This is a genomic window from Undibacterium sp. TC4M20W (assembly GCF_049340245.1).
In the GTDB taxonomy this organism is placed as follows: Bacteria; Pseudomonadota; Gammaproteobacteria; order Burkholderiales; family Burkholderiaceae_D; genus Undibacterium.
Genome location: NZ_JBMPPI010000014.1, coordinates 46,695 through 70,866 on the forward strand (window position 1 = coordinate 46,695; position 24,172 = coordinate 70,866).

Genomic DNA, 24,172 nt, shown 5'->3' on the forward strand with positions numbered 1-24,172 from the left:
TTTATTTTGCCAGCGGCAGAATGATCGAGACCAAGTACAATATCCGAAATAATTTACCGGAAATAGCCATGTCTGCACCTCAAGCCGCTGTCGATTGCAAAAACCAACCCGTCGTCGTGGGCGATATCGTTCGCGTAGTCAATCTCGACAAAAGATTTATCAAAAGTTTTCCTGAAGATGAACGTATCCTCATAGAATCAATGATAGGCCAGTTTTTCAAAGTCATTGCCATGGATGAAGAAGGTGCGCCCTGCGTCGTGCGCGAATGGCATGATGAACGTGGCATCATGCAAACCCATGTCATAGCACTTGATGCAGAAGATATGGAAAAAATTTAAGCATCAGGATGACCTGAAAACAAAAAGCAGCCTCGGCTGCTTTTTGTTTTTGAACCTGAGTTTAAACCTGAATTTAAATCTGCATCAGAAACTCTTAACGGATATAGTCAAACAGAGACAGGCCAGATGTCTTAACGAAGGACTGCTGCGCTGCCTGCAAGGTAGTTTGTTGCTGATTGAGCTCTGTAATCGCCTTGGCATAATCCAGGTCCAGCAAGGAAGACAAATCCTGTTTGAAAGCGACGCCCTTGGCATCACCCTCACTATCAAGGTCATCAATCTCTTTCAGGCTGGTACCGAGTTGCGCACGCACGGTCAATACATTATTCAAAGACTTGTCGATATTGTTATTGCCTTGTGTCAGTGCTGCCGTCAAATCTTTTTTTGCTGCCGCAGTACCAGCAGGCGTATTCAAGGCATTGATGATATCGGTGACAGTTTCAAAAATATTTTGATTACCTGGCTGCACTGAAAACTTATCGTTTGGGCCAGGCGCAGCAACTGGTGGGCCACCCGCGTTGGTGACATTCAAATCTATACCATCAAAGGTAACCGTCGCGCCGCTAACATACGGAGTCAATGGAACCACCACATTACCTGTGGTTTTATTTGTCACAGTAAATGAAGTACCCAGATTATCAAACGCCACTTCGTAATTATTACCCGTCAGATTCGCTGAGGTAGGAGTATTGATCGCCGCCGTAGCAACTGCAGTACCTACATTGGACGGATTAGACTGCACATTGAACTGGCCAGCCGAAGTACGGATATTTTGGAAAATATCTATGCCAGGGCTACTGAGGGGTATTTGCCTTGAGGTGTCTGCCTGGATAAAGCGCTGCCCCTGATCACCATTATAAACAGCACTACCCGCTGTCTTGGTATAAGGGGCGGTAGTCGTATTAAAACCAGAAAACAAGTAATTGCCGACACCATCAGTCGCATTTGCCTGACCAAATAACTGATCAAGATTGCCTTGCAATTGCTGGGCGATAAATCCACGGTCGGTATCGTTGTAAGAACCATTGCCTGCCTGCACAATTAACGCCTTGATATTGTGCAGCGTATCGGTAACATTGCTCAGCGTACTTTCAGCAATACTGAGATTATTCTTGGCAGCTTGCCTGTTCGTGGCGAACTGGGTATTTAAAGAATCTGACTGGGAAATCACCAGCGCGCGTGCAGAGGCAATCGGATCATCTTCCGGTGTCAATACACGACGGCCAGCAGCGATTTGCTGTTGGGTCTTGTTCAAACCGAACTGCAGATCGCTAATATTGGAGCCGCCAGTTTGATAAATAGTGCTGGTACTGATACGCATAATAACCTCTATCTGCCCAACGCCAATAAGGAGTCAAACAATGTACTTGCAATTTGCATCAACTTGCCTGCCGCCTGATATGCCTGTTGATAGCGCAATAAGTTGGCGGCTTCTTCATCGAGATTCACACCTGATTCAGTTTGCTGTGCAGTGATATTTTGCGCCAGCAATTTTGTTTCTGAAGCACTGGTAATTTGCAATTCATGCGCCTTATTACCCACCAGGCTGACGAACTGGGCATAACCACCCTGAAAGGTAGTCGTGCCACCCCCTACGGTATTTTTCGTTTGCAGATTGCTCAACAAAACCGCATTCCGGTTATCACCTGAGCCATTGGTATTAGGGGCAATATTAAACACATCGCCATTGGCAGGGTTACCTGACACAGAGAAGCTGAAGCCGTTATAACTGATCGTGGAACCAGATGTATATGGTACTGCCGTACCTGCCGGATAAGTGGTTGCTACACCCGCATTTGTTACCGTGACATTGGCCGTAGCCGGGAAACCAGTGAGCGTATTACCAGCGGAGTTAAATGTCAGCGTACTAGGTGCTATCGGCAAAGCCTTGGATACCGTAAACACATCACCATTGGCTGGCGGAGCAGCACCATCCTTGATAGAAAAGCTGACGCCACTAAAACTGATCGTTGCACCACTGGTATAAGGCACAGTCGCTGGTGGCGGATAAGTAGTTGTAACAGCGCCGACTTTAACAGATACCGTTGCACCCGCAGGAAAACCGGAAATAGTATTCGCTGGCGAAGCAAATGTCAGGTTGACTGGTGAATTTAGGGTCGAACCAACATAAGAATCATCAGCAGTTGCCGGGCTAATCGTCGCCGTTGCAGAATTGCTGGCAGATGCCACCTGCGAATCGGCAACACCAACACTGATCTTGCCCGTGCCCGTATTGGTGGTCGGGAAAGATGTCGTCAAAGGTCCAGCTGCGGCCAGCTTGGCAGGGTCTTGAATCGCCACCGCCAAACTCGAACCACCTGCTGCTGTCGGCCTGATCAGGAATTCATCGCCTGCTGCCGGAACTGCCGCAGCCGGCGGTGGGGCCAATTGAAAATTAATACCATCAAATTTCAAAGGCAAAGTTGCAGAAGACTGCGTTGCACCGTCAGACAAACGGGTAATTTTATAATTGCCGCCCACAAATTGCAGGCGATAGTCGCTGGTCGTCAAAGCGCTTGTATCAGTGATAGACGCATTGATCGCAGCCGTAGACGTATTGAGTGCGCTCGGTGTTGATACGGGAGCCGCAACTGTAAAGAAGTCGCCACCAACCTGTCCGTTCAAATCCAGCCCCAGTTTTTGCTGGTCGTTAAATTGCGTGGCCAGGCCTATCGCTATCCTGCCTATGCTGTTTTTGGCGACATCCAGTGTACTTGAGCGGAAGTCGAACAAGCCGCCAAGTTTACCACCGCCAAAGCTATTTTCAGGCAACAAGACTGAAGAACCGTTGACGAGGTAAGAAACTTCAGTACGGCTGGGGTCAGTCAATGACTGGCCGACTTGCAGTTGCGTCACATTGCTGCCAAGTACCAGTGGCTGGCCATTGCCAATAAACACATTATATTTTTCGCCTTGCGGCACAACGCTGACCTTGGTCAGCTTGCTCAGTTCAGTGATCAGTTGATCCCTTTGATCCAACAAATCATTGGGGCCACTATTACTGCTAGACAGACCCTTGGCTCTTTCTATAGTGTCATTCAAACTGGCTATTTGCGAAGCATAGCTGTTGATGGCACCGACAGTCGTACCAATTTGCCCATTGACGTCGTCAGTGATCTGGTCGAGACGTGTTTCCAAACCATTGATGCGGCCAGCCAGCGATTGTGCTGACGACAATGCAGCCTGGCGCGCAGCAGCGCCAGCCGTACCGTTAGGGCTGGCAGCCAGATTCTGGAAAGCCTTGAAAAAATCTTGCAAAGCAGGCGTCACACCTGCGGTGGGGTCTGCCACCAGGTTATTGATCTGACTGATCTGGCTGTAATACACATCAGCCTGGTTTTTTGTTGATTGGGAAGCATTGACCTGACCAGCCAGGAAAGAATTGTATTGGCGCTGTATCTGCGTAACCGACACCCCTTGCCCGATAAATGAGCCGCCGAGATTTTGCGGTTCATTCGCAGCTTGCAGGATAGTTTGGCGGTTATAGCCAGGAGTTGACGCATTGGCAATATTATGACCGGTCGTCGCAATGCCCAGCTGTGCAGCGGACAGTGCTGATTGCCCAATACCAAATATATTTGAACCCATAATTGAACCTGCTCTTTTGCTAAGTTAGCCACCCAGTGCCATCAATCATGTTTTCGGTGCGTTTCGGTAAAACTTTAATCTGATTGCACTTTCACTGGAGAAACCTATGGTGAGATTACGTAGAAAGGGAGTTTTTGATAATCTTTGTCAGCTTGTTGGCATACTCAGGGTCGGTCGCATAACCGGCTTTTTGCAAGCCCTGGGCAAAGCTTGTTGCATCTTTGGCATTAGCCATCACGTTTTCATAACGCGGATTCTTGGTGATCAATTTAGCATAGTCTTTGAATGCATCAGCATAAGTATCGTAAGCCTTGAATTTTTCAACCCTGCGCTGGGCTACGCCATTCACATATTCTGTTGTAACTGCATCAACTGTCTTGCCTTTCCAGCCCTTGGTCGCCTTCATGCCAAAGATATTATGGCTGGTCGAACCATCCACGGTCTTGATTTCACGGCGCCCCCAACCACTTTCCAAAGCAGCCTGGCCCAACATGAATTTGGCGGGGATACCGGTTTCCTGGCTGGCCTGCTCAGCATGGGCAGACAATTTCTCCTGGAACTCGCGCACGTGGTTTGGTCCGGTAAACGCAGTTTTTGGCGCATTCGCGGGCATTTGCTCGAATTTGAGGTTGTCGAGATAAGTGTTGATACCGCGCATGCTGGCGGGGTTGGTCAGATTACCGGAACCGGTGGCAGGGTCTGCTTCCAGCGCCTGGTTCATGGCATTATTTGATAACTGCCTGACCAGCACATCTCCCAGGCCCACACCTTTCTTTGCCATGGTCTGTGACAACTGCTGGTCCAGCATGGAGGTGTACATACGGCTTTGCTCACTGTCAAACATGCCATCCTGACCACCTGCCTGGCGCATCGACTTCAGCATCACGTTCAAGAACAGCGCTTCAAACTGCTGGGCAGCGCCCTTGATTGCCTCGGGCGAATTATTTCTGGCCGACTGTTTAAGCTCATCCAGACCTTTGGTGTCAAAGGCTGTTTTATCGGTGAAATCGGTGCGCCCTATCATCGCGATTCCTTAGATAATTTCCAGGTCTGCACGCAAGGCACCAGATGCCTTGATGGCCTGTAATATGGCTAGCAGATCTTGCGGTGTCGCACCTATGGCATTGAGGGCCTTGACCACCTCAGCCAGTGAAACACCAGCCTTTAGTATCATCAATTGACCCGCATCTTTCGAGATCGTAACGGTTGAATTGGCAGTAGGTGCGGTTTGTCCGGCTGCCAGGGCATTTGGCTGGCTGACCGTATTGTCAGTATTGATGACGACAGACAGATTGCCATGAGCGACAGCACAGGTTTCCAGCGTCACTGCCTGGTTCATGACGATAGAGCCAGTCCTGGCATTCAAGATCACCTTCGCTGCCATTTGCGCTGGCGTAACATCAATATTTTCCAGATTGCCGAGAAAACTCACGCGTTGATCGGCAGAAATTGGTGCCTTCACCTGTATAACACGACCATCCATGGCTGCTGCCGTGTCCGGGCCAAAGCGGCGGTTAATCGCATCCACCACACGGCTGGCGGTAGAAAAATCAGAGCTATTCAACTCCAGCTGTATGGTAGATCCCTGTGAAACTGAATTGGGTACCGCCCGCTCCACCGTCGCACCACCAGAAATTTTACCGACACTCAGATGATTGACTTGCGCCTTGCTGCCGTTTGCCGAGGCACCCACACCACCGACCAGCACATTACCCTGCGCCATCGCATAAATCTGGTTATCCGCACCTTTTAAAGGTGTCATCAACAGCGTGCCACCACGCAGACTTTTTGCGTTACCCATGGACGACACCGTGATATCCAGGGTCTGCCCGGGTTGGGCAAAAGCTGGCAAGGAGGTAGTCACCATGACTGCGGCCACATTCTTTAATTGCAGGCTGGTTCCCACCGGGATGGCGACGCCCAGTTGCTGCATCATGCTGATGATACTCTGCACTGTGAACGGGGTTTGCGTAGTCTGGTCACCACTGCCATCGAGACCAACCACCAGCCCATAACCAAGCAACTGATTTTGCCGCACGCCCTGTATGCCTGCCAGGTCCTTGATGCGCTCGGCCCGACTTTCCGGTGCGATCATGGCAGTCATAACTGCCATGGCAAGCATGGCTGCCCTGATCATTCTGGATGTGGAAAGTGCGTTCATAAAACTACCCTGAGAGTTTGCTAAAAAATCCGCTATAAAGGAAGGAAACTAAGGAAAAACCGCGAAAACATGGAGCTCATTTCTGTCATATCAATCTTCGATGTAGAGCGATATTCAAATCGCGCATCTGCCACCTGCGTAGAAGCCACAACATTACCTGCTGCTATCGTGGTGGGGTTGATCACACCAGAAAAACGCACGAATTCTGCCCCTTTATCAAAAGCCAGTTGTTTCTCACCGCTGACCAGCAAATTCCCGTTCGGCAGCACATCAATGACAGTAACAGCGATCGTGCCGGTAAAATTATTACTGGCCGTTTGTGCGCCCTTTTCATCATATTTGGTCGATGAAGAAGTCGCCAGACCGGCCTGTGCCGTGGTCGTTGCCGGCACACCAAATACCGTAGGGGCAGCAAAGGACGCTGCACCAGATTTGCTGTTGGACGCGGCAGCTGCCTTGCCTGCCGAGGTCTTCTCGACGATGGATATGGTCAGAGTGTCGCCTACCAGACGGGCCCGCGCATCTTCATACAATGGGCGATAAGTGGCTTGCTGGAAAATTGCACCATTCGCCTGCTTTTGCGGTCTGGCCGATTGCGCCGGAATGGATGTGGGCTGGTGCACGATGGGAGGCGGCGTCATTGCGCAAGCCGTCAGTGCCAGCAGCGGCAAGAGTAGGGATAATTTTGTATAGGTCATCATGTGCTCACTCACCAGGGTACATCCATATGGATGCCGGTTAATTCATTACAGTTGCGACAGTCGTTGCAACATCTGGTCTGAAGTAGTGATCGCCTTGCTGTTGATTTCATAGGCGCGCTGAGTCTGTATCATATTGACCAGCTCTTCTGCCACGTTCACATTCGATGTTTCAACAAAGCTTTGCATCAGCAAGCCGGCGCCATTGGTACCAGGCGTATTCGTCCCCGGGTTGCCAGAGGCTGCAGTTTCTACATACAGGTTTTCACCCATCGCCATCAAACCGGCAGGGTTGATAAACGTAGCCAGTTGCAGTGAGCCGACCTGCACAGGCGCGATTGAACCTGGCTGGGTCACCGAGACCGTGCCATCACGTCCGACCGTAATCGATTGTGCATTCGCAGGAATAGTAATAGCAGGCTGAATCACAAAACCGCTGGAAGTGACCAACTGCCCCTGGTTATCAGTCTGGAAGGAACCATCACGGGTATAGGCAGTAGAACCATCAGGCAGCAAGACCTGGAAAAAGCCCTGACCCTGAATTGCCACATCCTTGCTATTACCAGTCTGTTGCAAATTGCCTTGCGTGAAAATCTTTTCTGTTGCGACTGGGCGAACACCTGTACCGAGTTGCAAGCCAGACGGCAATTGCGTTTGTTGCGAACTTTGCGCGCCGGGCTGGCGTATATTTTGGTACAGCAAATCCTCGAACACGGCACGTGAACGTTTGAAGCCATTGGTGCTGACGTTGGCCAGATTATTGGATACGACATCCATCTGCGTTTGCTGCGCATCCAGGCCAGTCTTGGCTATCCATAGTGAACGTATCATTGCTTTCCCCTTTTGCCCTGGTTTACTTTGCGTCGCTTTATCTTCGCGGCAAAGACTTCTACAAGGCTATTGTGCTACATCAGCACTCAACTCAAAGTCAGGATCTGACTGGCTTTAGTGGCGTTATTCTCGGCATTCTGCAAAAGCTTCATTTGCATTTCAAAGCTGCGCGCGAGATTAATCATGTTGACCATGGATTCGACGACATTCACATTACTGTTTTCCAGCATGCCACCAGCCACACCGACCAGAGGATCAGCATCAACGGCTACGCCATCCTTGGTTTTGAACAAGCCATCATCGCCACGCACCAGGTTTTCTTCCGGCGGATTGACCAGCTTCAGGCGACCGATGACTTGTACTGCATTTGGCTTGGTGCCGGTCGGTATGGTCGATACCGTACCGTCCTTGGCAATCGCAATCGATACTTCCGGCGGTATGGTGATGGGCCCGCCATCACCGACGACATTCAAACCACTCTGGGTTTGCAAAATACCGTTTTCATTGACCTTCAAACTGCCATGCCTGGTAAAGGCCTCGGTGCCATCTGCCTTCTCCACCACCAGCCAGCCCTTGCCTTCAACTGCCACATCCAGTTCACGCCCGGTGTTTTGCATGGCGCCGGTAGAAAAATCAGTACCGACCGTGGCATCCACGACGAAAGCGCGGGTAGCGAGACCATCGCTTTTGACAGGCACGGCACGGAATGAATCCAGCTGCGCCCGGAAACCAGTGGTCGAGACATTGGCCAGGTTATGCGAGACGGTAGCCTGCTGCTCAAGGATATGCTTGGCACCGGTCATCGCGGTATATACCAGTCTATCCATGAGCTGCTCCTGTTTGCCTGAGATTTAAAAGACGCATGTCAATTCAAATAAAAATCACTATTAACGCAGGTTGACCAGCGTCTGCAAAACCTGATCCTGGGTTTTAATGGTTTGTGCATTGGCCTGATAAACACGTTGTGCCGTGATCATATTCACCAACTCACCCGTCAAATCTGTATTGGAATCTTCTGTCGCTGATGAAGTCAAGGTTCCCAATGCGCCAGAATTTGGTGGGCCGACCAGGGAATTACCAGAAGCCGCCGTTTCTATCCACTGGTTGTCACCCGTCGATTGCAAACCGTTAGGATTGGTAAAATTCGCCAGCACCACTTGCGCCAGAACAGATGTCTTGCCGTTGGTGTAACTACCGACGATAGTGCCGTCCTTGGCCGTATTGAACTTCGCCAGTTTGCCGGACGCATAACCGTCCTGAGTGTTTTTACTAACGCTGAAATCAGAACCGAATTGCGTCGTACCGGTGAAATCGTATTTGATATCCAGTGTTGTATTAATTGGCGTCACCGCACCTGTACTGACGGGCACTGTCAAAGTGGTTGCACGCGGATCAGTTGCAGAAAACTGTGGCGTCACATTACTCAATCTACCCAGGTTATCAAAGCCAAGGCGAGTAATGGAATTTGTTGTAGCACCAGCACCATTAATCAAGACACCATCCACCGTAGCGAAGACATCCCATTCGATGGTGACAGGTAAGGTTGGAGGAGCCGGATTAATATTGTCACGTTTAACAAAAAATGACTGGACCACATGCGAGTTACCCAGACTATCAAATACCGCTACCGAGGTCGAGCTACTATAAGTAGTCGGATCAGTCGCACTGAATGCGATAGGGGTAATCACTGGCGGTATGGTCGCTGGCAATTGCGTGCCTGGAACCAGCTTACGCGAATCGAGATTCATGACTGCATTGATGGTCGTTGTTTGCGCAGGCGGAATATCAGCAGTATTGATATTGATAGGCGCAGCGGCACCAGTCGACAATACACCGGCGGCATTGGCTACATAACCTGTCAATTGTGCACCTTGCGCATTGACGATATTACCGAGTTTGTCGAGCTGGAACTGACCATTACGTGTGTAGGTAATCGCACCATTGGTCGACATGCGGAAGAAGCCGCCACCGTTGATTGCAATATCCAGCGGGTTATTCGTCGTTGAGATATTACCCTGCGTGAATTGCTGCACCACGCCCGATACCTTGGTACCAATACCAACCGTACCTGCAGAAGAGCCATTCAGTGAGTTGGCATAAACGTCGGCAAATTGCGTCTGTCCCTGCTTGAAACCCACGGTGCTGGCATTGGCAATATTATTACCAATCACATCCAGGGATTTGGAAGCGGCATTAAGTCCACTCAGTCCTTGTTGAAAACCCATGATATTTCTCCCTTACTTAGGCTAGTTCGTTCACTTTTTACTGCAGGATTTGATACAGGATTACTCCAAGGATCAATAAATTTGTCTTACATCATTCATGCTGATATCACCAATATTCGGCAGACTTAGCTTCAAGCCCTGAGAGCCAGAGGTGATGCTGGATACCACGCCAAATGCAAGGCTGGTTGCATCCAGTTTTTTATCTGCCGCATTGGCGACAAATTCAAACTTGTAAGCACCGTTGGCGGCAGTCGTACCCGCATCGGTTTTACCATCCCAGGTCAGAGTATTCACACCTTGTGGCAAGGCACCCAGCGTTATCTTCCGGACTACGGCATCTGAACTGTCACGTATGACCACGTCAACATTGCTGGCTGCCTGTGGCAATTCAACACCGTAAATCCCTTTGCCATCAGTAACTACCATGGTATTGCCCGGAGCGATCACGCCATGGCCTATCATGTTGGCAGCCTGCAGGTTTTGCCCGCTCTGGAAACTGGCACCCAGGGCAGTCACAGAGGCATTCAATTTATCGATACCCGAGACCGTTGATAATTGGGCAAGCTGGCTGGTCACCTGGGCATTGTCCATGGGGTTCAGCGGGTCTTGGTTCTTGAGCTGGGTGACCAGCAAGGTCATGAAGGTGTTTTTTGCATCTTCAGTCGAATTTGTCGAAGCTTTTGCTCCGTTCATCGTCGCCAGCAATGTTGGATCGACGGTGCTGCTTTGTACGCCAGTGGTAGCCATGATCTATTCCTTACAGAAAATCTTATTGCCCTAAAGTCAAGGTTTTCAGCAGCATGGTTTTTGCTGCATTCATGACTTCTACATTGTTTTGATATGAACGTGATGCTGAAATCATATTCACCATTTCTTCCACTACATTCACGTTCGGCATGGCGACGTAGCCTTTTTCATCTGCCATCGGGTGTTTTGGGTCATACATCAGTTTAGGCGGATTAGTATCTTCTACAACCTCATTTACCTTGACTGCTGTAGAAGCCGTGCCCGCGACCGGCACTGCAGTGAATACCACCTGCTTGGCCTTGTAAGGCGTACCGTCTGAACTGGTGACACTGTCGGCATTAGCCAGGTTACTGGTCACCACATTCAGGCGCTGCGACTGCGCACTCATGGCTGATCCGGCAACATTAAAGACATTAAAGAGTGACATGATGGTTATCCTTGATTATCCCTGTATCGCTGCCAACATATTCTTGATCTGCATATTGATGATGGTCAGACTGGCCTCATAACGCAGGGCATTGTCGGTAAACTGATTGCGTTCCACATCCATATCAACGGTATTACCATCAACACTACCCTGTACCGTGGGCCGATATTGTGGTGTCATGCCTGCCACGCTACCCGGAGTGTCGATATGCTGATCTGCAGTCTTGCTCAAGGCAGTTGGCGACTGGTTCAGGTTTTGCCCCAGGGCATGGCTCAGCGCGCTGGAAAAATCAATATCCTTCGCCTTGTAATTGGGCGTGTCAGCATTGGCAATATTGGATGCGAGCAACTGCTGGCGCTGTCCACGCACTGATAGTGCAGCCTCATGGAATTTCAAAAAGTCATCTAACCTGCCAACCATCTTTCTCTCCTTCGCCATCGCGCCATACGCTTAAGGCACACAAGGGTTTTCTATACCCTGCATCTTATTCGTCAGGGCGCAAGTTTGATCAGGCGAGCAGAAAGGGAAAAACCCGTTTATTCAGGCATTCAAAAACGTCCGCGAATCCTAAAATAGAGTTCAGCACAACCCCGGCAGGAAACATGATGAAAGCCGCAAAGATATTCAGCAAACCCAACTACAAGCAAGTTTTGGCTCTGTCCTTGCTGAACCTGACATGCCTGAGTCAGGCTGCTCCCATCAGCCAGGTTCAGGACGCTGCGCAGTTGCGCAAGATCGCTCTGGACTTTTTGACACTACAGGCATCTGGCCTTAGCAATGACGTACAGGTAACAGTGGGCGAAGTAGATAAACGCCTCAATCTGCAAGCCTGCGACAACCCCAGCCCTTATTTATTGCCTGGCAGCAAACCCTGGGGGAAAGTCACCCTGGCAATACGCTGCACTGCCCCCGCTCCCTGGCTGGTGTATTTGCAGGCGAACGTGCAGGTGACGGCAGACTATTACGTGGCAGCCAATGCGCTTACCCATGGGCAAGTCATCTCCCTCAGCGATTTAAGCAAACAAAGGGGTGATATTGCGAAATTGCCCGCCGGTGTCATCACCGCGCCTGAGCAGGCGATAGGCAAAACCATGCAGGTTTCGATGGCTTCTGGCGGTGTCATGCGCCTTGACGCCCTGAAAAGCCCTGCGGTTGTGCAACAAGGGCAATCAGTGCGGGTCATTAGCAATGGCCCAGGTTTCCAGGTGACAACAGATGCCATAGCCCTCAATAATGCGGCAGATGGACAAATTGCCAAGGCCAAGACCAGTTCAGGGCAAACCGTCAGCGGTGTTGCCAAGAATGGTGGCATTATAGAAATAGTTTACTGACAGCAAGATATTTGTAGCTGGAATTAAGCACATGCAATATTTTTTCACAGTAAGGTTAAAGTTTAAAATTACACAGCCGATAAACTGGATGTAGATGTTTGTAAGTCCCACACTGAGGGTATCGCTGTGAAAATTGATGACGCACTAAATAAGACCGCGGGACTGCCAGTCAGCCCGCAACAGGCTCGCACGGAAAAACCCGCAGAAACCGCGGTACCCGTGGCGAATTCGTCGAAAGTACAAATTTCGACCCTGTCTTCACAGTTGCAAGCCTTGCAAAGTACGCAAGCAAGCAATGCTGTGTTTGAGACGAAGAAGGTGGAAGCTATCAAGCTGGCCATTTCTGAAGGACGCTTCCAGGTCAATTCAGAAAAAGTCGCTGACGGGCTTCTGGAAACAGTTAAAGATTTGCTCAACTCCAGAAAACGTTAAAAAATGAACGCAACAGGTTCCGGACATAGCGCTATTCAACAATGCCTGCAAGAAGAAGTGAGCATCATGTCTTCGCTCGCTGATTTGCTCAAGCAAGAGCAGGCGGCATTGGTAGAAAGCGATATAGTCCAGCTCAATGATTTTACCCAGAGCAAGGGACAGCTTGTGGTCAAAATGACAGAACTGGAAAAAAAGCGTAACAGCTTTTTGAATGAACTTGGATTTAATGCTGACATAGACGGCATGCAGGCTTATTTGCAGCAAGCTGGCGTCGCCCAAACCAGTGCACAAGACTGGGATGCGCTATTGCAACTGACTGTGCAAGCCAAAGAAGACAACCGCACTAATGGTTTGCTGATCAACCGCAGACTATCGCTGAACCAGGCAACCTTGCATTTATTGCAAAAAAATAATAATCAGGCAGGCTCCATGTATGGGCCCAACGGTCAATCGACCGTCAAAACTACGCTAGGCAAGGGCTATATCGCTACCTGATCGTAGCTTGCACGATCCTGCTTATGCATTGATTACGCGCTGGTGATTTTCGCTGGCGACGATCTCTGGTCGCGACTTCGCTAGCTTTACCGAACTTCGCTGACAATACTCAGTTGACAATACTGCGCCGACTATCCCGCCCGCAACTGGCAAAAACTCCTTAATCTCCAGGATTTTCAGGTTTTCAAGGTCCCGGCGCCGTGCCAGACAAAGATGCCGCCGCTGGCCGCGCCGTTTGTGCAGGCAATGATGTTGCTGCCGGCCCAGATGCCGGGCTCAAGGGTACCTCTACCACAGGCTCAGGCAATACTGCCAGTATGGTGACAGATACGCGCCTGTTCCTGGCCCGCCCTTCCGGCGTATCATTATCGCTGACAGGCAGTTTTGCTCCCTGCCCCACTGCCGTCACACGGTTTTCATCCACCCCATTTTCGGTAAGCAAACGGGCAACCGTACTGGCGCGTACAGCCGACAATTCCCAATTTGACGGGAAGATGGGGTTATTGATAGGCAAATTATCGGTATGCCCCTCGACCTGTATCGCATGGGTATCAATCTTGAGGACACCGGCAATCGCCCTCAGTGCCTGTATGGAATCAACATTCAGGCGGGCATCACCAGGAGCAAATAAGAGACTGGCATTGATTTCTATGGTGATACCACGGCTGGTCTGGGTGACCCTGACCTTGCCTTCGCGCACCAGGGGTTCCAGCACGGTCATGATATCTTTGGCCATGGTGGTCATTTGCGCCTTTTCTTTGCGCAAACCTTCATTGATACGGTTTTTAACCAGAGGCAAGGGATCGAGCTTGATTTTTTGCTCAATCTGCGCATCGACAGGCTTGGGATTCACCGTCATGACTTTGCCAAAGGCACCGGTCAGTGAGTTGGACAAGACCCGGTATTTACCCTCATTCAAAGAGGAAATAGCATACATGACAACAAAAAAGGCAAACAGCAGGGTAATAAAATCCGCGTAAGAAACCAGCCATCTCTCATGGTTGTCTGGTTCTTCGTGGTATTTTTTCCTTGCCATAAGTATATTTTTTCAGTTTCACTGCATCGCTTAATTGCGATGGTTAGTCAGTCTTTCTTCCACCACACGCGGGCTGTCACCCAGAGCGATACTATAAAAAATATCAGACAACATTTCACGGCGCGTAACTTCGCGGCCTATGATTTCTTTTAATTTATTGCTGATTGGCAAAAACAACAAATTGGCCATGCCCACACCGTAAATAGTGGCAACAAAGGCAACAGCGATGCCGCCACCGAGTTTGGACGGGTCGCTCAGATTTTCCATCACATGGATAAGCCCCAGCACCGCCCCCAAAATGCCTATGGTAGGTGAATAACCACCGGCAGCATCCCAGATTTTGGCAGCCTGGCGTTGCTCCATTTCATACAGTGAAATATCGACATCAAGTATGTCTTTCAGGCGTATCGGGTCTATGCCATCGATCACCAGACGCAGGCCCTTGCTGATGAAAGGGTCGGATGAGGCATTCATATAACGCTCAAGGCTCAAAAAACCTTCACGCCTGGCAACCACACTCCAGATCAAAGCATCTGCGATATTTTTTTTACTGCTGTCTGGTGGTTCAGAAACGATCCAGCGCAGCATGCGCACGCCACGCCTGAAGGTATTGAGCCGGCTTTGCAACAACACAGCGCCCAGCGTACCCACGACCACGATGACAAAGGCAGCGGGTTGCACCAGAGAAGACAGGCGCCCGCCTTCCATCAACTGTCCGGTGACTATGCCAAATATCACCAGTACCAATCCGATTACGCTAGCCCAGTCCACGCTTTCTCCCTTAAGTATGCCCTGAGCCTGGCAACCGCCTGACTATGTAATTGTGAGACCCGTGACTCTGATACCCCCATCACAGCACCAATTTCCTTGAGATTCAACTCCTGCTCGTAGTACAGACCCATCAGCAGTTTCTCGCGCTCGGGCAAGCTGTCTATCGCACCGATGACGGCGTCACGGAAGTCGTCATTCAGCAAATCCTGCAGCGGATCGCCAGAAAAATCGGAGCAATAGTGGTCAAGGAAATGCTCCTTGGTGTCGGCATCATGAAAATCTTCGTAATAGACGAGTTGATGCCCGCCACTGTCGGTCAGCAGGTTCTGGTACTCTTCCAGGCTCAGCTTGAGTGACTTCGCCACCTCGGTTTCCAGCGGTGGCCTGCCCAGCTTTTGCTGTAGCACATTCATGGCATTTTCTATCTTGCGCATGTTCTGGCGCACGCCACGCGGCAGCCAGTCACTACTGCGCAATTCATCCAGCATGGCACCCCGTATGCGTTGTACCGCATAGGTTTCAAACTGGGCGCCATGGGTATCTTCGTAGCGGTTAACGGCATCCAGCAGGCCTATCATGCCGGCCTGCACGAGATCGTCCACCTCCACACTGGGAGGCAGGCGCGCCTTCAACTGGTAAGCCAGACGCTTGACCAGAGGCGCATGCTCCCTCAAAAGGAAGTTTTTATCTGATTTTCCGCTCGCGGTGTACATTTTTCTGATTACATTCCGAGACCGACACCCAGCTCAGGGACTCCCTCTGCACATAAGGTGGAACGCGCGGTCTTTGCCAATTGTTCAGCCAGCCGGGAGAATGCCAGCGAAGCAAGGGCTTTAGGAAAAGCATCAATCACAGAGCGTCCCAAATGTGCAGCCTTTCTTACGTGTTCATCTTCCGGCACATGGCCAACGTAGTGCAGTGGCACCGCCAGGTAACGGCTGGCCGCCTGCGCCATATTCGTATAAATCAATCTTGCCTCTTTTTCCGATGCACCGGACACTAAAATACCATAACCGCGCCGACCCAGCCTGTTGCTCACACGCTTGATCAATCCATAAGCAGCCTTGATCATGGCAGGATCAGCAGAAACCTGTATCACCAGCTCGCTGTCATCCAGCGTCGCCAGCGGAAAACTGTCATCCAGGTTGATCTCGCTATCCACAATAACCAGGTCCGCACGGTTGGCTGCCACATCAAACACTTTGGACAATTGCCGCGTATTTTCTGGCGGCAGCCATGCATGACGGGCCAGCATCGTCACCGACAGGCCAGCAGCCACCAATTTGACTGCTTCCTTCATTGTACGCTGTTGTCTCGCTACATCCAATAAGGTCTGATCAAGGTTCGCATTCAACCAGGCACCGACACTGTTTTCTGAAGAGCGTGTATCAACCATCAAGACCTGGTTACCCTGGCGTGCCAGTGACACACCCAGATTCACCAGCATGCCGCTCTTTTCATCTTCCCTCAAGGCCGACAAAAAGGTAAATACCCGTGGTTTTGGCCCAGCCAGCATGCGGCGCAGGCCTTCTGCCTGATCGAAACTAGCCAAGGGACACCTCCTGACCAGCACGTCCTGATGCTTGCGTAGAAACTGCACCCGCCATCAACAAGGGCAATTCTTCATCCAGATAACGGAAAGCTGCCGTCTCACGCTTGAGTTTGAAGGCACGGTCTATCAGATACAGCTTGTTGGCGATATGCAGGTCCTCAGGCACGCGCTGGCCGCTGGCGATGTAATACACCATGAGTTTCTGGCGTATCGCGATATCCAGTGCACCACCGATAGTCGCCGCTTCATCAAGCTTGGTCAGGATGCAGCCTGCCAAGCCATTGCCCTGATAAGCACGCACGACCTCACTCAAGGTTTCACCTGTTGATGTCGCATTCAGGCACAGCAAACGCTTTACCGGAGTGTCTGTTCCAGACAACATCGCCACCTGTTCAGTCACCATTTTGTCGCGCTGGCTGACACCGACAGTATCGATCAGGACGGTATGCTTGTTCTTGAGCTCGGACAAGGCAATGCGCAAATCTGCCTCATCCTTGACCGCGTGCACCATGACACCCAAAATTTTGCCGTAGATACGCAATTGTTCAAAACCGCCGATACGATAACCGTCAGTCGTGATCAATGCCAGCTTGGAAGGACCATGGCGCATGACGCAACGGGCAGCCAGCTTGGCCGTAGTCGTGGTCTTGCCCACGCCGGTAGGGCCGACCAGAGCATACACGCCACCTTTTTCCAGCATTTCGTTTTCATTGTCGATAGTGGACAGATTGCGCACCAGCACATTCTTGATCCAGTCCAGGCCATTTTCAAGCTTGCCAGTTTCAGGCAGTTTTTCTACCAGGTAGCGCGACAGGCTGGCGCTAAAACCGGTAGCCAGCAATTCACGCAGGATTTCTGCTTTTTGTGGCTGGCGTTTTTGCGTTTGTGTCCAGGAGATTTCTGCCAGTTGAGATTCCAGCATGCTGCGCATGGCCCGGATTTCTGACATGACATCATTCAACTCATTGGCATTGACAGGCGCTTCGATTTCATTGGCAAAACTGCTCGCACCCGTCTGTGATTTGAAGGTTGGCACATTCATGCTCCTCTCTATCGGTCTCTCCAGAGGGCGATGCAGGCTGACCGCGTCCTCATTCTGGAAGCGTGGTGCAAAGCGTGGCACCTGAGGTACTGGCGGAAGTGGCTGCATCTCTGGCATTGCAAGTGTTTCTGCAGCATCCGGTGCAATGGAGTTGATGGCTTCGTCGGCCATGGCCAGAATCTCCACCTTGCCGCCCACATTACGGTTGGACAGGATCACGGCATCTGCCCCCAAAGCATCGCGCAACATGCGCAAAGCTTCGCGAGAAGTATTCGCGGTAAATTTTCTGACGTTCATGATTGACCTCCGACCAGACTGGTGACTCTAATGGTTTTTGTTTCAGGTACTTCTGCGTGTGACAAGACTTTAAGTTGCGGCAAATTGCGGCGCAGGAAGCGTGACAGCAAGGCCCGTAATGGCGCGGGCACCAGCAACACCGGTGTCAGGCCCATTTGTTCCTGGTGCTGGGCAGCGGCCTCGGTCTGGCTTGCCAGAGTATCGGCCAGGCCAGGCTCTATGCCTGAACCATCAGAACCACTGGTTTGCAAGGCCTGCATCAACAGGCGTTCAAGACGGCTGTCCAGGGTCATGACTGTCATCTCATTCCCGGTCGGGAAGATTTGCTGGATGATGGCACGGCCCAAAGCTATCCTGACCTGGGCTGTCAGCTCATTCGCATCCTGGGTATGCATGGCTTGCTCAGACAGAGTCTCAATAATGGTACGCATATCGCGGATATGCACACCCTCGACAAGCAGGTTTTGCAATACTTTTTGGAGGATGGACAAAGGCAGGGCTTTTGGCACCAGCTCTTCCACCATTTTTGGCATGTCTTTTGCCAGGTGATCCATGAGCAACTGTACTTCCTGACGACCCAGCAATTCAGCTGCATGACTGGTGATCAAATGGTTCAAATGGGTGGCGACCACTGTGCCAGAATCAACCACGGTGTAACCCATGGCTTGAGCCTGTTCGCGCATGGAGGCATCTATCCACACTGCTGGCAGGCCAAAGGCTGGGTCATTGGTAAGCGTACCAGGTAAATTCCCAGTAACCATGCCAGGGTTGATCGCCAGATACTGGCCATTCAATGCCTCACCGGCACCGACTTCAACACCCTTCAGGGTGATACGGTAAGCTGAAGGTTTCAATTCCAGGTTGTCGCGGATATGTACAGGTGGCGATAAAAAGCCCACTTCCTGAGCAAATTTTTTGCGTATGCCTTTGATACGGCGTAACAACTCACCACCCTGGTTTTTATCCACCAGAGGGATCAGGCGATAACCAACTTCCAGACCCAGGGTATCAACAGGCAGGATATCTTGCCAGGTCGCTTCTTCCATTTCCTGACCAGTGCTGGCAGGAGCATCTACCTTTTCTTCAACGACAGGTGCAACCTGGCCGCGCTTGTTGAGCATATAGCCACCACCAACCAGTATGGCTGCCAGCAGAATAAAGGCGATATGCGGCATGCCAGGTATGATGCCCATGCCGCCAATAATGCCGCCAGTGATGATCATGACCTGGGGCTTGGCAAACAACTGCCCTATCAACTGACCACTGATATCCTGATCACTGGCCACGCGCGAGACCACGACACCGGCAGCAGTTGAGATAATCAGCGAAGGAATTTGTGCGACCAGGCCATCACCAATCGCCAGCAAGGTATAGTTCTTCAGGGCGGTGGCAAAATCCAGGTCATGCTGGACCATACCCACCACCAGGCCACCGACGATATTGATGACCGTAACCATGATGCCCGCTACCGCGTCACCACGTACATATTTACTGGCACCGTCCATGGCGCCATAAAATTCTGCTTCTTGCGCTACTTCAGTACGGCGGCGGCGGGCTTCCTGTTCGGCGATCAGACCGGCATTCAAGTCCGCATCAATCGCCATTTGTTTACCTGGCATCGCATCCAGGGCAAAACGTGCGCCCACTTCAGCAATACGGCCAGCACCTTTGGTGACGACGGTAAAGTTAATGATAGTCAGAATGACGAAGACCACGATACCGACAGTGTAGTTACCACCAATCAAAAAGTGACCAAAGGCTTCGATCACTTTACCGGCAGCATCCGGGCCAGTGTGACCTTCTGTCAGCACCACGCGGGTGGAGGCGACGTTCAGGGACAGGCGTAACATCGTACTCACCAGCAGCACCGTCGGGAACACCATGAAATCCAGTGGTTTGACTGTATATAAGCTGGTGAGCAAAACGATAATTGCAATCGCAATATTGAAGCTGAAGAACACGTCCAGAATAAAAGCGGGCAAAGGCAAAATCATCATCGCCAGCATCAGGATGATGAGGAAAGGCGCCGCCAGCGCCCTGGTGTTCATGCCATTCATCCAGACAGGCAAGGTGAAGCTATTCATGCTTGGGCTCCTGCTTGATTAGCTGTTTGATTTTGCGTTTGATTCTGTATTTGGTTATTGGGATCAAGCTCAGGCGGTACATGTAAATCATTTGGTTTGACAGGTTTATTACCATCACCCTTGCTGTAACTGCGCAACTGGTAAACATAAGCCAGCACTTCTGCCACAGCGGCATACAGGGCTTCTGGTATTTCGTCGCCGAGATCTGTGTGTTTGTACAAGGCACGCGCCAGTGGTGGCGCTTCCAACAGGGGCACATTGTGTTCCTTGGCCAGCTCACGGATTTTGGCAGCGACTGCATCTGCCCCCTTGGCAATGACTTTAGGTGCGCCATTGCCGCCTTCGGTATATTTGAGAGCGACAGCAAAGTGGGTCGGATTGGTGACGACAACGTCAGCCGTTGGAATCTCAGACATCATGCGGCGGCGTGCCATCTCACGCTGCTGAGCGCGGATCTTCGCCTTGATTTGCGGATTACCGTTAGCTTCCTTGGATTCCTGTATCACTTCCTGATGCGTCATCTTCAGCTTTTCTGCGTACTGCCACATCTGGTAAGGCGCATCAATCGCCGCGATCACTGCCAGCGAACCGACAATAGCCAAAAAACATACGCCCATCATGTGGCCAACGTGAGCAGGGCCAGACTTCAGGGATTCCAGTGGCAAGGCAAAGATGGCGTTCTTTTGCCCCATGATGACGATCCAGGCAACAACGCCGACCAAAATGGTTTTGACAATCGCCTTGATCAATTCCACACCGGCACGGGTAGAAATCATATTACCAAGGCCAGAGATAGGATTCATGCGTGAGAAATTCGGCGTCAGCGCCTTGGTACTGAACAGCCATCCGCCTATCAACAAAGGTGAACCCAGCGCCACTACTACCAACAATCCGGCAATAGGTGCAAAAGCCATCAGCACTTGCATCAAGCTGGCGGCAACCTGCGAGAAAAAGAGTTCATGGTCATAGATAATCGCCCGCTCCAGCGACAGGCCCGACACCAGTGCCTGACTCAACTGCCGCACCAGGCCATCGCCCATGCCCCAGAGCGCGCCACCTGCTGCCAGCAGGATGGTACAGGTAGATAGTTCGCGCGAACGCGGAACGTCGCCCTCTTCCCGCGCCTGTTCAAGGCGCTTGGGCGAGGCCGGTTCGGTTCTTTCGAGATCGCTATCTTCGGCCATTGCCGACTCCTGTTATTTCCTCAAAGCAAGTACTGCTTTGATTACGCAAATGTACAGGTGTAATTATTGGCTATGACAGAAGCACAAGATGCGGGGAATAAAGGAGGAAATACCCCTTAGCTCTGGGGAAGGACTGGACCCTTGATGCTCAAAGGGCCATGAAAGGGTAATGAATGGCTGAAATCTGAACGCCCGCCTTATGGCAAAGCATCCAGATTTTTTTGAAATCAGTAATTGAAATGCAATTGATCAGGCAGGAACAGCAACAACCGGCCTCGCCACCATACGGTGTATGAAATACATCATGACAGCGGTCAGCAATACAGTACAAACCAGAATGTCACCCAGCAAATCAAAATGCAATATCACACCACCGTCAGGCTGGCTGACGATCATACCGGCAACTACGGAACCAACACCACCGGCAATTTGCTGCAACGATGAATTGATCGCCATGAATGCACCCCGGCTATCAGCCGCTGGCACTGCCGACATCATTGCCTGGGCAGGGATCATGCGGGAAAAAATACCGACAAACAGCAAAACATTGACCAGAATGACCATGTACAAGGGTGTAACACCAAGACGAGTATAGATCAGCGCCATGATGATGGTCATTACTGCGCCGAATAAAAATACGCGGTATTTACCAAATTTGTCACTGAGCTTGCCCACCAGAGGGCCAGTAATAATCGCACCGAATCCGGTAACCAGATAAACGATAGGCAATTCCTTCATCGAAATACCCAGGTTATTCACTGAAAAAGCGCTGCTGAATGGCATCAGCATATAGCCGCCAATACTCAGGAAGCCTGTTGCTGCAAATGCCAGCAAATACCTTGGTGTTGCTATCGTGTCTCGCAAATGATGGAAAGGGTTGCGGTCGGATTGCAATTTCAAATGACCGTCTATCGGTTTCAGGTTGGCGATGATAATCACGCCGACCAATGCTGCAATGCCGACGATCATCAGGAAAGGCGCATGCCAGCCCCAGTGAGCAGACAGATAAAGACCAATAGGCAAACCCAGAATCTGGCTACCTGCAAACGCCGACTGCAACACGCCCATGACCCTGCCGCGCATGGAAAATGGGAACAAATCTGTCGTAATCGCCATCACGATGGAGCCAATAACGCCGCCGAACAGGCCAGTCACAATGCGGGCAAATAACAGGAAATAGAAATTAGGCGCGATACCGCAAAGGAAGGTACCAAGGATAAAACCAACATAAAAGAACAGCAGCAGTTTTTTACGGTCAAAACGGTCAGCAAATCCGGCTGCCGCAAAACCAGCAATACCCGCGCTGAAGGCATAGGCAGACACCACCACACCAAATTGTGAAGGTGTGATATTCAATGCTGGCATCAAGATCGCACCCAGGGGTGACATGATCATGAAATCGAGAATAATGGTGAACTGCAAGAACGCCAGTATGGCAAGTACAAATTTTTGATAGCCAGTGAACTGCGCTGGCGGTTCGGTAGATATAGCTTGATTCATATTTTCTTTCTTTTGGATGAAACTCAGGCGCCTTGTTATGGCCTGAGTTCATATTTTTATGTAGTCTAGGCAGCTTTCCTGAAGCTGTCGTTTTGCAAAAGCACGTCCTGGTTTCCGGTAAAGAATTCCCTGAAAAACGGTACGGCTTCATAGGAATGAAAGACCCTGGTAAATTGCATGGTCTCTGCTGCGGTCTCCGCATTCCGTGTGCGCATTTCTATTTCATAAGCAGCAATGGCGGTCTGCATGTCTGACATATCCGGGTTCAGCAATTGCGTAGCCAGTACCAGAGCATCCTGCATCGCCATATTCACACCTTCGCCCGCATATGGCGGCATGACGTGGGCAGCATCACCGAGCATGGTCAGGTTAGGTAAAGATGGCCAGCTTTGATCAAGGGGTGCACAGAATTGCGGGCGCGGCACGAAAGGCAGGCTGGCATGCCGGAACAACTCAGCCCATATATTGCTCCAGCCTTTGAACTCCTGCTGAAACCACGCCAACACCTGCGCCCGGTCAGAAAAATCGATACCGCATTGCGTACTCCATTGTTGATCGGCTTTATGCCCGGTGTAAAAAGCGACACTGCCATCGCCTTTCAACACAATGAATAAAGTCTTTTCATCATCGAGCACACAGACTTTTCCACCGTCGAGCAATTCATACAATTCAGGAATGGTGTTTGCTACGTCTGAAACATTCCCTTCCAGCACAGTCACACCAGAATACTCAGGTGCAAGCGGCGTGATATAGGGACGTATTTTTGAGTTTGCGCCATCGGCAGCGATGAGCAAATCAGCAGTGAATTGATCGCCGTTTTCAAACGATATTTCCACTGATTCATCTGTCCTCTGCAAAGACGAGAAGCGGGCGTCCCACACTACCGTGTCTTCAGCCAGCGAAGCCAGCAACAGATTTCTCAAGGGGCCACGGTCTATCTCGGGCCTGTCATTACTCTCAGCCCCGAGCTCATCGATAATGACTGCGGCCTGTGCATCCACAAACAGCATTTTTTCAGCACCCGGACGATACGCATGCTCAAATGCTTCCATCAAACCTGCAGCACGCAAGGCTGACAAGCCTGAGCCCTCATTCAGATTCAGAGTTGCACCCTGCACCCTGGCGAACTGGTCAATATCTCTTTCAAACACCTTCACTTTTGCGCCCTGCATCTGCAACAGCCGGGCCAGCGTCAGCCCGCCTGGTCCGGCACCTATGATGGCGATTTGCTTGTCTTGTACAGGAGTTTGTTGATGGATTTGAGTCATTGCGGTCATCCTGGTTTTTTTATCCACACATTGCGCACGACCTCAGGCCACATACATGTATTGCGGCTTGAACTTGCGGCTTAATGGATAGACGTTTTGAAATTGCAAATATTGCAGGGAGCTCAGGATTTTTTTACCCACAAAACCATTTCCCGGAATTTTGCC

The 24,172-nt window shown here is 50.8% G+C and carries 24 protein-coding genes; 4 read left to right on the plus strand and 20 right to left on the minus strand.

Features of this window, described 5'->3' with window-relative positions; translation table 11 throughout:
- The first annotated feature begins 68 nt into the window (after positions 1-68).
- The gene (locus ACO0LL_RS17310) at positions 69-338 is read left to right on the plus strand and encodes a hypothetical protein (protein ID WP_422952091.1); all 270 of its coding nucleotides are present in this window, start codon (positions 69-71) and stop codon (positions 336-338) included.
- A 94-nt stretch (positions 339-432) separates the two neighbouring features.
- Here the strand turns inward: ACO0LL_RS17310 and flgL are convergent, their stop codons facing one another.
- The 11 genes from flgL to flgB form a co-directional block, all read right to left on the minus strand.
- Positions 433-1,659 (minus strand): flagellar hook-associated protein FlgL, encoded by a 1,227-nt coding sequence (flgL, locus tag ACO0LL_RS17315; protein WP_422952092.1) that lies wholly within the window; start codon positions 1,657-1,659, stop codon positions 433-435.
- 8 nt (positions 1,660-1,667) lie between these two features.
- Complete coding sequence (gene flgK, locus ACO0LL_RS17320; RefSeq protein ID WP_422952093.1) at positions 1,668-3,926, minus strand: flagellar hook-associated protein FlgK; 2,259 nt, start codon at positions 3,924-3,926, stop codon at positions 1,668-1,670.
- A gap of 115 nt (positions 3,927-4,041) precedes the next feature.
- Positions 4,042-4,950, minus strand: coding sequence for a flagellar assembly peptidoglycan hydrolase FlgJ (gene flgJ, locus ACO0LL_RS17325; RefSeq protein WP_422952094.1), 909 nt, complete (start codon positions 4,948-4,950; stop codon positions 4,042-4,044).
- A 9-nt stretch (positions 4,951-4,959) separates the two neighbouring features.
- Positions 4,960-6,048 (minus strand): flagellar basal body P-ring protein FlgI, encoded by a 1,089-nt coding sequence (locus ACO0LL_RS17330; RefSeq protein WP_422952181.1) that lies wholly within the window; start codon positions 6,046-6,048, stop codon positions 4,960-4,962.
- 71 nt (positions 6,049-6,119) lie between these two features.
- Positions 6,120-6,788 carry a flagellar basal body L-ring protein FlgH gene (locus ACO0LL_RS17335; RefSeq protein WP_422952095.1) on the minus strand — a complete coding sequence of 223 codons (669 nt, stop codon included), beginning with the start codon at positions 6,786-6,788 and terminating at the stop codon, positions 6,120-6,122.
- A 45-nt stretch (positions 6,789-6,833) separates the two neighbouring features.
- Positions 6,834-7,616, minus strand: coding sequence for a flagellar basal-body rod protein FlgG (flgG, locus tag ACO0LL_RS17340; protein WP_422952096.1), 783 nt, complete (start codon positions 7,614-7,616; stop codon positions 6,834-6,836).
- Between the two features lie 86 nt (positions 7,617-7,702).
- On the minus strand, positions 7,703-8,443 hold the full coding sequence (gene flgF, locus ACO0LL_RS17345) for a flagellar basal-body rod protein FlgF (RefSeq protein ID WP_422952097.1): 741 nt from the start codon (positions 8,441-8,443) through the stop codon (positions 7,703-7,705).
- Positions 8,444-8,503: 60 nt separating this feature from the next.
- Positions 8,504-9,841 (minus strand): flagellar hook protein FlgE, encoded by a 1,338-nt coding sequence (gene flgE, locus ACO0LL_RS17350; protein WP_422952098.1) that lies wholly within the window; start codon positions 9,839-9,841, stop codon positions 8,504-8,506.
- Between the two features lie 72 nt (positions 9,842-9,913).
- Positions 9,914-10,588 (minus strand): flagellar hook assembly protein FlgD, encoded by a 675-nt coding sequence (locus ACO0LL_RS17355; RefSeq protein WP_422952099.1) that lies wholly within the window; start codon positions 10,586-10,588, stop codon positions 9,914-9,916.
- A gap of 22 nt (positions 10,589-10,610) precedes the next feature.
- Entirely contained in the window at positions 10,611-11,015 is a 405-nt protein-coding gene (gene flgC / locus ACO0LL_RS17360) for a flagellar basal body rod protein FlgC (RefSeq protein ID WP_422952100.1), read from the minus strand.
- A 15-nt stretch (positions 11,016-11,030) separates the two neighbouring features.
- Positions 11,031-11,435, minus strand: a complete 405-nt coding sequence (flgB, locus tag ACO0LL_RS17365) for a flagellar basal body rod protein FlgB (RefSeq protein WP_422952101.1) — start codon at positions 11,433-11,435, stop codon at positions 11,031-11,033.
- A 185-nt stretch (positions 11,436-11,620) separates the two neighbouring features.
- On the opposite strand from flgB, the gene flgA reads away from it, so the two are divergent.
- The 3 genes from flgA to ACO0LL_RS17380 all read left to right on the plus strand — a co-directional run bounded on the left by flgA (position 11,621) and on the right by ACO0LL_RS17380 (position 13,273).
- Positions 11,621-12,346 (plus strand): flagellar basal body P-ring formation chaperone FlgA, encoded by a 726-nt coding sequence (gene flgA / locus ACO0LL_RS17370; RefSeq protein ID WP_422952102.1) that lies wholly within the window; start codon positions 11,621-11,623, stop codon positions 12,344-12,346.
- Positions 12,347-12,472: 126 nt separating this feature from the next.
- Positions 12,473-12,778 carry a flagellar biosynthesis anti-sigma factor FlgM gene (gene flgM / locus ACO0LL_RS17375; protein WP_422952103.1) on the plus strand — a complete coding sequence of 102 codons (306 nt, stop codon included), beginning with the start codon at positions 12,473-12,475 and terminating at the stop codon, positions 12,776-12,778.
- A 3-nt stretch (positions 12,779-12,781) separates the two neighbouring features.
- Entirely contained in the window at positions 12,782-13,273 is a 492-nt protein-coding gene (locus ACO0LL_RS17380) for a flagella synthesis protein FlgN (protein WP_162040918.1), read from the plus strand.
- Between the two features lie 184 nt (positions 13,274-13,457).
- Here ACO0LL_RS17380 and motD read toward each other — a convergent pair whose 3' ends face one another.
- The 9 genes from motD to ACO0LL_RS17425 form a co-directional block, all read right to left on the minus strand.
- Positions 13,458-14,309, minus strand: coding sequence for a flagellar motor protein MotD (motD, locus tag ACO0LL_RS17385; RefSeq protein ID WP_422952104.1), 852 nt, complete (start codon positions 14,307-14,309; stop codon positions 13,458-13,460).
- A gap of 30 nt (positions 14,310-14,339) precedes the next feature.
- Positions 14,340-15,080 (minus strand): flagellar motor protein, encoded by a 741-nt coding sequence (locus ACO0LL_RS17390; RefSeq protein ID WP_422952105.1) that lies wholly within the window; start codon positions 15,078-15,080, stop codon positions 14,340-14,342.
- A complete protein-coding gene (locus ACO0LL_RS17395) occupies positions 15,062-15,793 on the minus strand; it encodes an RNA polymerase sigma factor FliA (protein WP_162040915.1) in 732 nt (243 codons plus the stop codon). The genes ACO0LL_RS17390 and ACO0LL_RS17395 overlap by 19 nt, the downstream gene beginning before the upstream one ends.
- Positions 15,794-15,801: 8 nt before the next feature.
- Positions 15,802-16,632, minus strand: coding sequence for a MinD/ParA family ATP-binding protein (locus ACO0LL_RS17400; protein WP_422952106.1), 831 nt, complete (start codon positions 16,630-16,632; stop codon positions 15,802-15,804).
- Positions 16,625-17,971 (minus strand): flagellar biosynthesis protein FlhF, encoded by a 1,347-nt coding sequence (gene flhF / locus ACO0LL_RS17405; protein WP_422952107.1) that lies wholly within the window; start codon positions 17,969-17,971, stop codon positions 16,625-16,627. The genes ACO0LL_RS17400 and flhF overlap by 8 nt, the downstream gene beginning before the upstream one ends.
- Complete coding sequence (gene flhA, locus ACO0LL_RS17410) at positions 17,968-20,055, minus strand: flagellar biosynthesis protein FlhA (RefSeq protein WP_422952108.1); 2,088 nt, start codon at positions 20,053-20,055, stop codon at positions 17,968-17,970. Before flhA ends, flhF begins: the two co-directional genes overlap by 4 nt.
- The gene (flhB, locus tag ACO0LL_RS17415; protein WP_422952109.1) at positions 20,052-21,239 is read right to left on the minus strand and encodes a flagellar biosynthesis protein FlhB; all 1,188 of its coding nucleotides are present in this window, start codon (positions 21,237-21,239) and stop codon (positions 20,052-20,054) included. The genes flhA and flhB overlap by 4 nt, the downstream gene beginning before the upstream one ends.
- 249 nt (positions 21,240-21,488) lie before the next feature.
- Complete coding sequence (locus ACO0LL_RS17420; protein ID WP_422952110.1) at positions 21,489-22,739, minus strand: MFS transporter; 1,251 nt, start codon at positions 22,737-22,739, stop codon at positions 21,489-21,491.
- Between the two features lie 65 nt (positions 22,740-22,804).
- Positions 22,805-24,007, minus strand: coding sequence for an FAD-dependent oxidoreductase (locus ACO0LL_RS17425; RefSeq protein WP_422952111.1), 1,203 nt, complete (start codon positions 24,005-24,007; stop codon positions 22,805-22,807).
- Positions 24,008-24,172 lie beyond the last annotated feature (165 nt).

What these genes read in the sequence shown, in the direction of transcription:
- ACO0LL_RS17380 (WP_162040918.1), top strand. Translation starts at nt 12,782, where the DNA reads ATGAACGCAACAGGTTCCGGACATAGCGCTATTCAACAATGCCTGCAA.
- flgJ (WP_422952094.1), bottom strand. Translation starts at nt 4,950, where the DNA reads ATGATAGGGCGCACCGATTTCACCGATAAAACAGCCTTTGACACCAAA.
- ACO0LL_RS17310 (WP_422952091.1), top strand. Translation starts at nt 69, where the DNA reads ATGTCTGCACCTCAAGCCGCTGTCGATTGCAAAAACCAACCCGTCGTC.
- flgG (WP_422952096.1), bottom strand. Translation starts at nt 7,616, where the DNA reads ATGATACGTTCACTATGGATAGCCAAGACTGGCCTGGATGCGCAGCAA.
- ACO0LL_RS17420 (WP_422952110.1), bottom strand. Translation starts at nt 22,739, where the DNA reads ATGAATCAAGCTATATCTACCGAACCGCCAGCGCAGTTCACTGGCTAT.
- ACO0LL_RS17355 (WP_422952099.1), bottom strand. Translation starts at nt 10,588, where the DNA reads ATGGCTACCACTGGCGTACAAAGCAGCACCGTCGATCCAACATTGCTG.
- ACO0LL_RS17335 (WP_422952095.1), bottom strand. Translation starts at nt 6,788, where the DNA reads ATGATGACCTATACAAAATTATCCCTACTCTTGCCGCTGCTGGCACTG.
- flhF (WP_422952107.1), bottom strand. Translation starts at nt 17,971, where the DNA reads ATGAACGTCAGAAAATTTACCGCGAATACTTCTCGCGAAGCTTTGCGC.
- flgL (WP_422952092.1), bottom strand. Translation starts at nt 1,659, where the DNA reads ATGCGTATCAGTACCAGCACTATTTATCAAACTGGCGGCTCCAATATT.
- flgA (WP_422952102.1), top strand. Translation starts at nt 11,621, where the DNA reads ATGAAAGCCGCAAAGATATTCAGCAAACCCAACTACAAGCAAGTTTTG.
- motD (WP_422952104.1), bottom strand. Translation starts at nt 14,309, where the DNA reads ATGGCAAGGAAAAAATACCACGAAGAACCAGACAACCATGAGAGATGG.
- ACO0LL_RS17330 (WP_422952181.1), bottom strand. Translation starts at nt 6,048, where the DNA reads ATGCTTGCCATGGCAGTTATGACTGCCATGATCGCACCGGAAAGTCGG.
- flgB (WP_422952101.1), bottom strand. Translation starts at nt 11,435, where the DNA reads ATGGTTGGCAGGTTAGATGACTTTTTGAAATTCCATGAGGCTGCACTA.
- flgF (WP_422952097.1), bottom strand. Translation starts at nt 8,443, where the DNA reads ATGGATAGACTGGTATATACCGCGATGACCGGTGCCAAGCATATCCTT.
- flgC (WP_422952100.1), bottom strand. Translation starts at nt 11,015, where the DNA reads ATGTCACTCTTTAATGTCTTTAATGTTGCCGGATCAGCCATGAGTGCG.
- ACO0LL_RS17425 (WP_422952111.1), bottom strand. Translation starts at nt 24,007, where the DNA reads ATGACTCAAATCCATCAACAAACTCCTGTACAAGACAAGCAAATCGCC.
- ACO0LL_RS17395 (WP_162040915.1), bottom strand. Translation starts at nt 15,793, where the DNA reads ATGTACACCGCGAGCGGAAAATCAGATAAAAACTTCCTTTTGAGGGAG.
- flgK (WP_422952093.1), bottom strand. Translation starts at nt 3,926, where the DNA reads ATGGGTTCAAATATATTTGGTATTGGGCAATCAGCACTGTCCGCTGCA.
- flhA (WP_422952108.1), bottom strand. Translation starts at nt 20,055, where the DNA reads ATGAATAGCTTCACCTTGCCTGTCTGGATGAATGGCATGAACACCAGG.
- flgE (WP_422952098.1), bottom strand. Translation starts at nt 9,841, where the DNA reads ATGGGTTTTCAACAAGGACTGAGTGGACTTAATGCCGCTTCCAAATCC.
- flhB (WP_422952109.1), bottom strand. Translation starts at nt 21,239, where the DNA reads ATGGCCGAAGATAGCGATCTCGAAAGAACCGAACCGGCCTCGCCCAAG.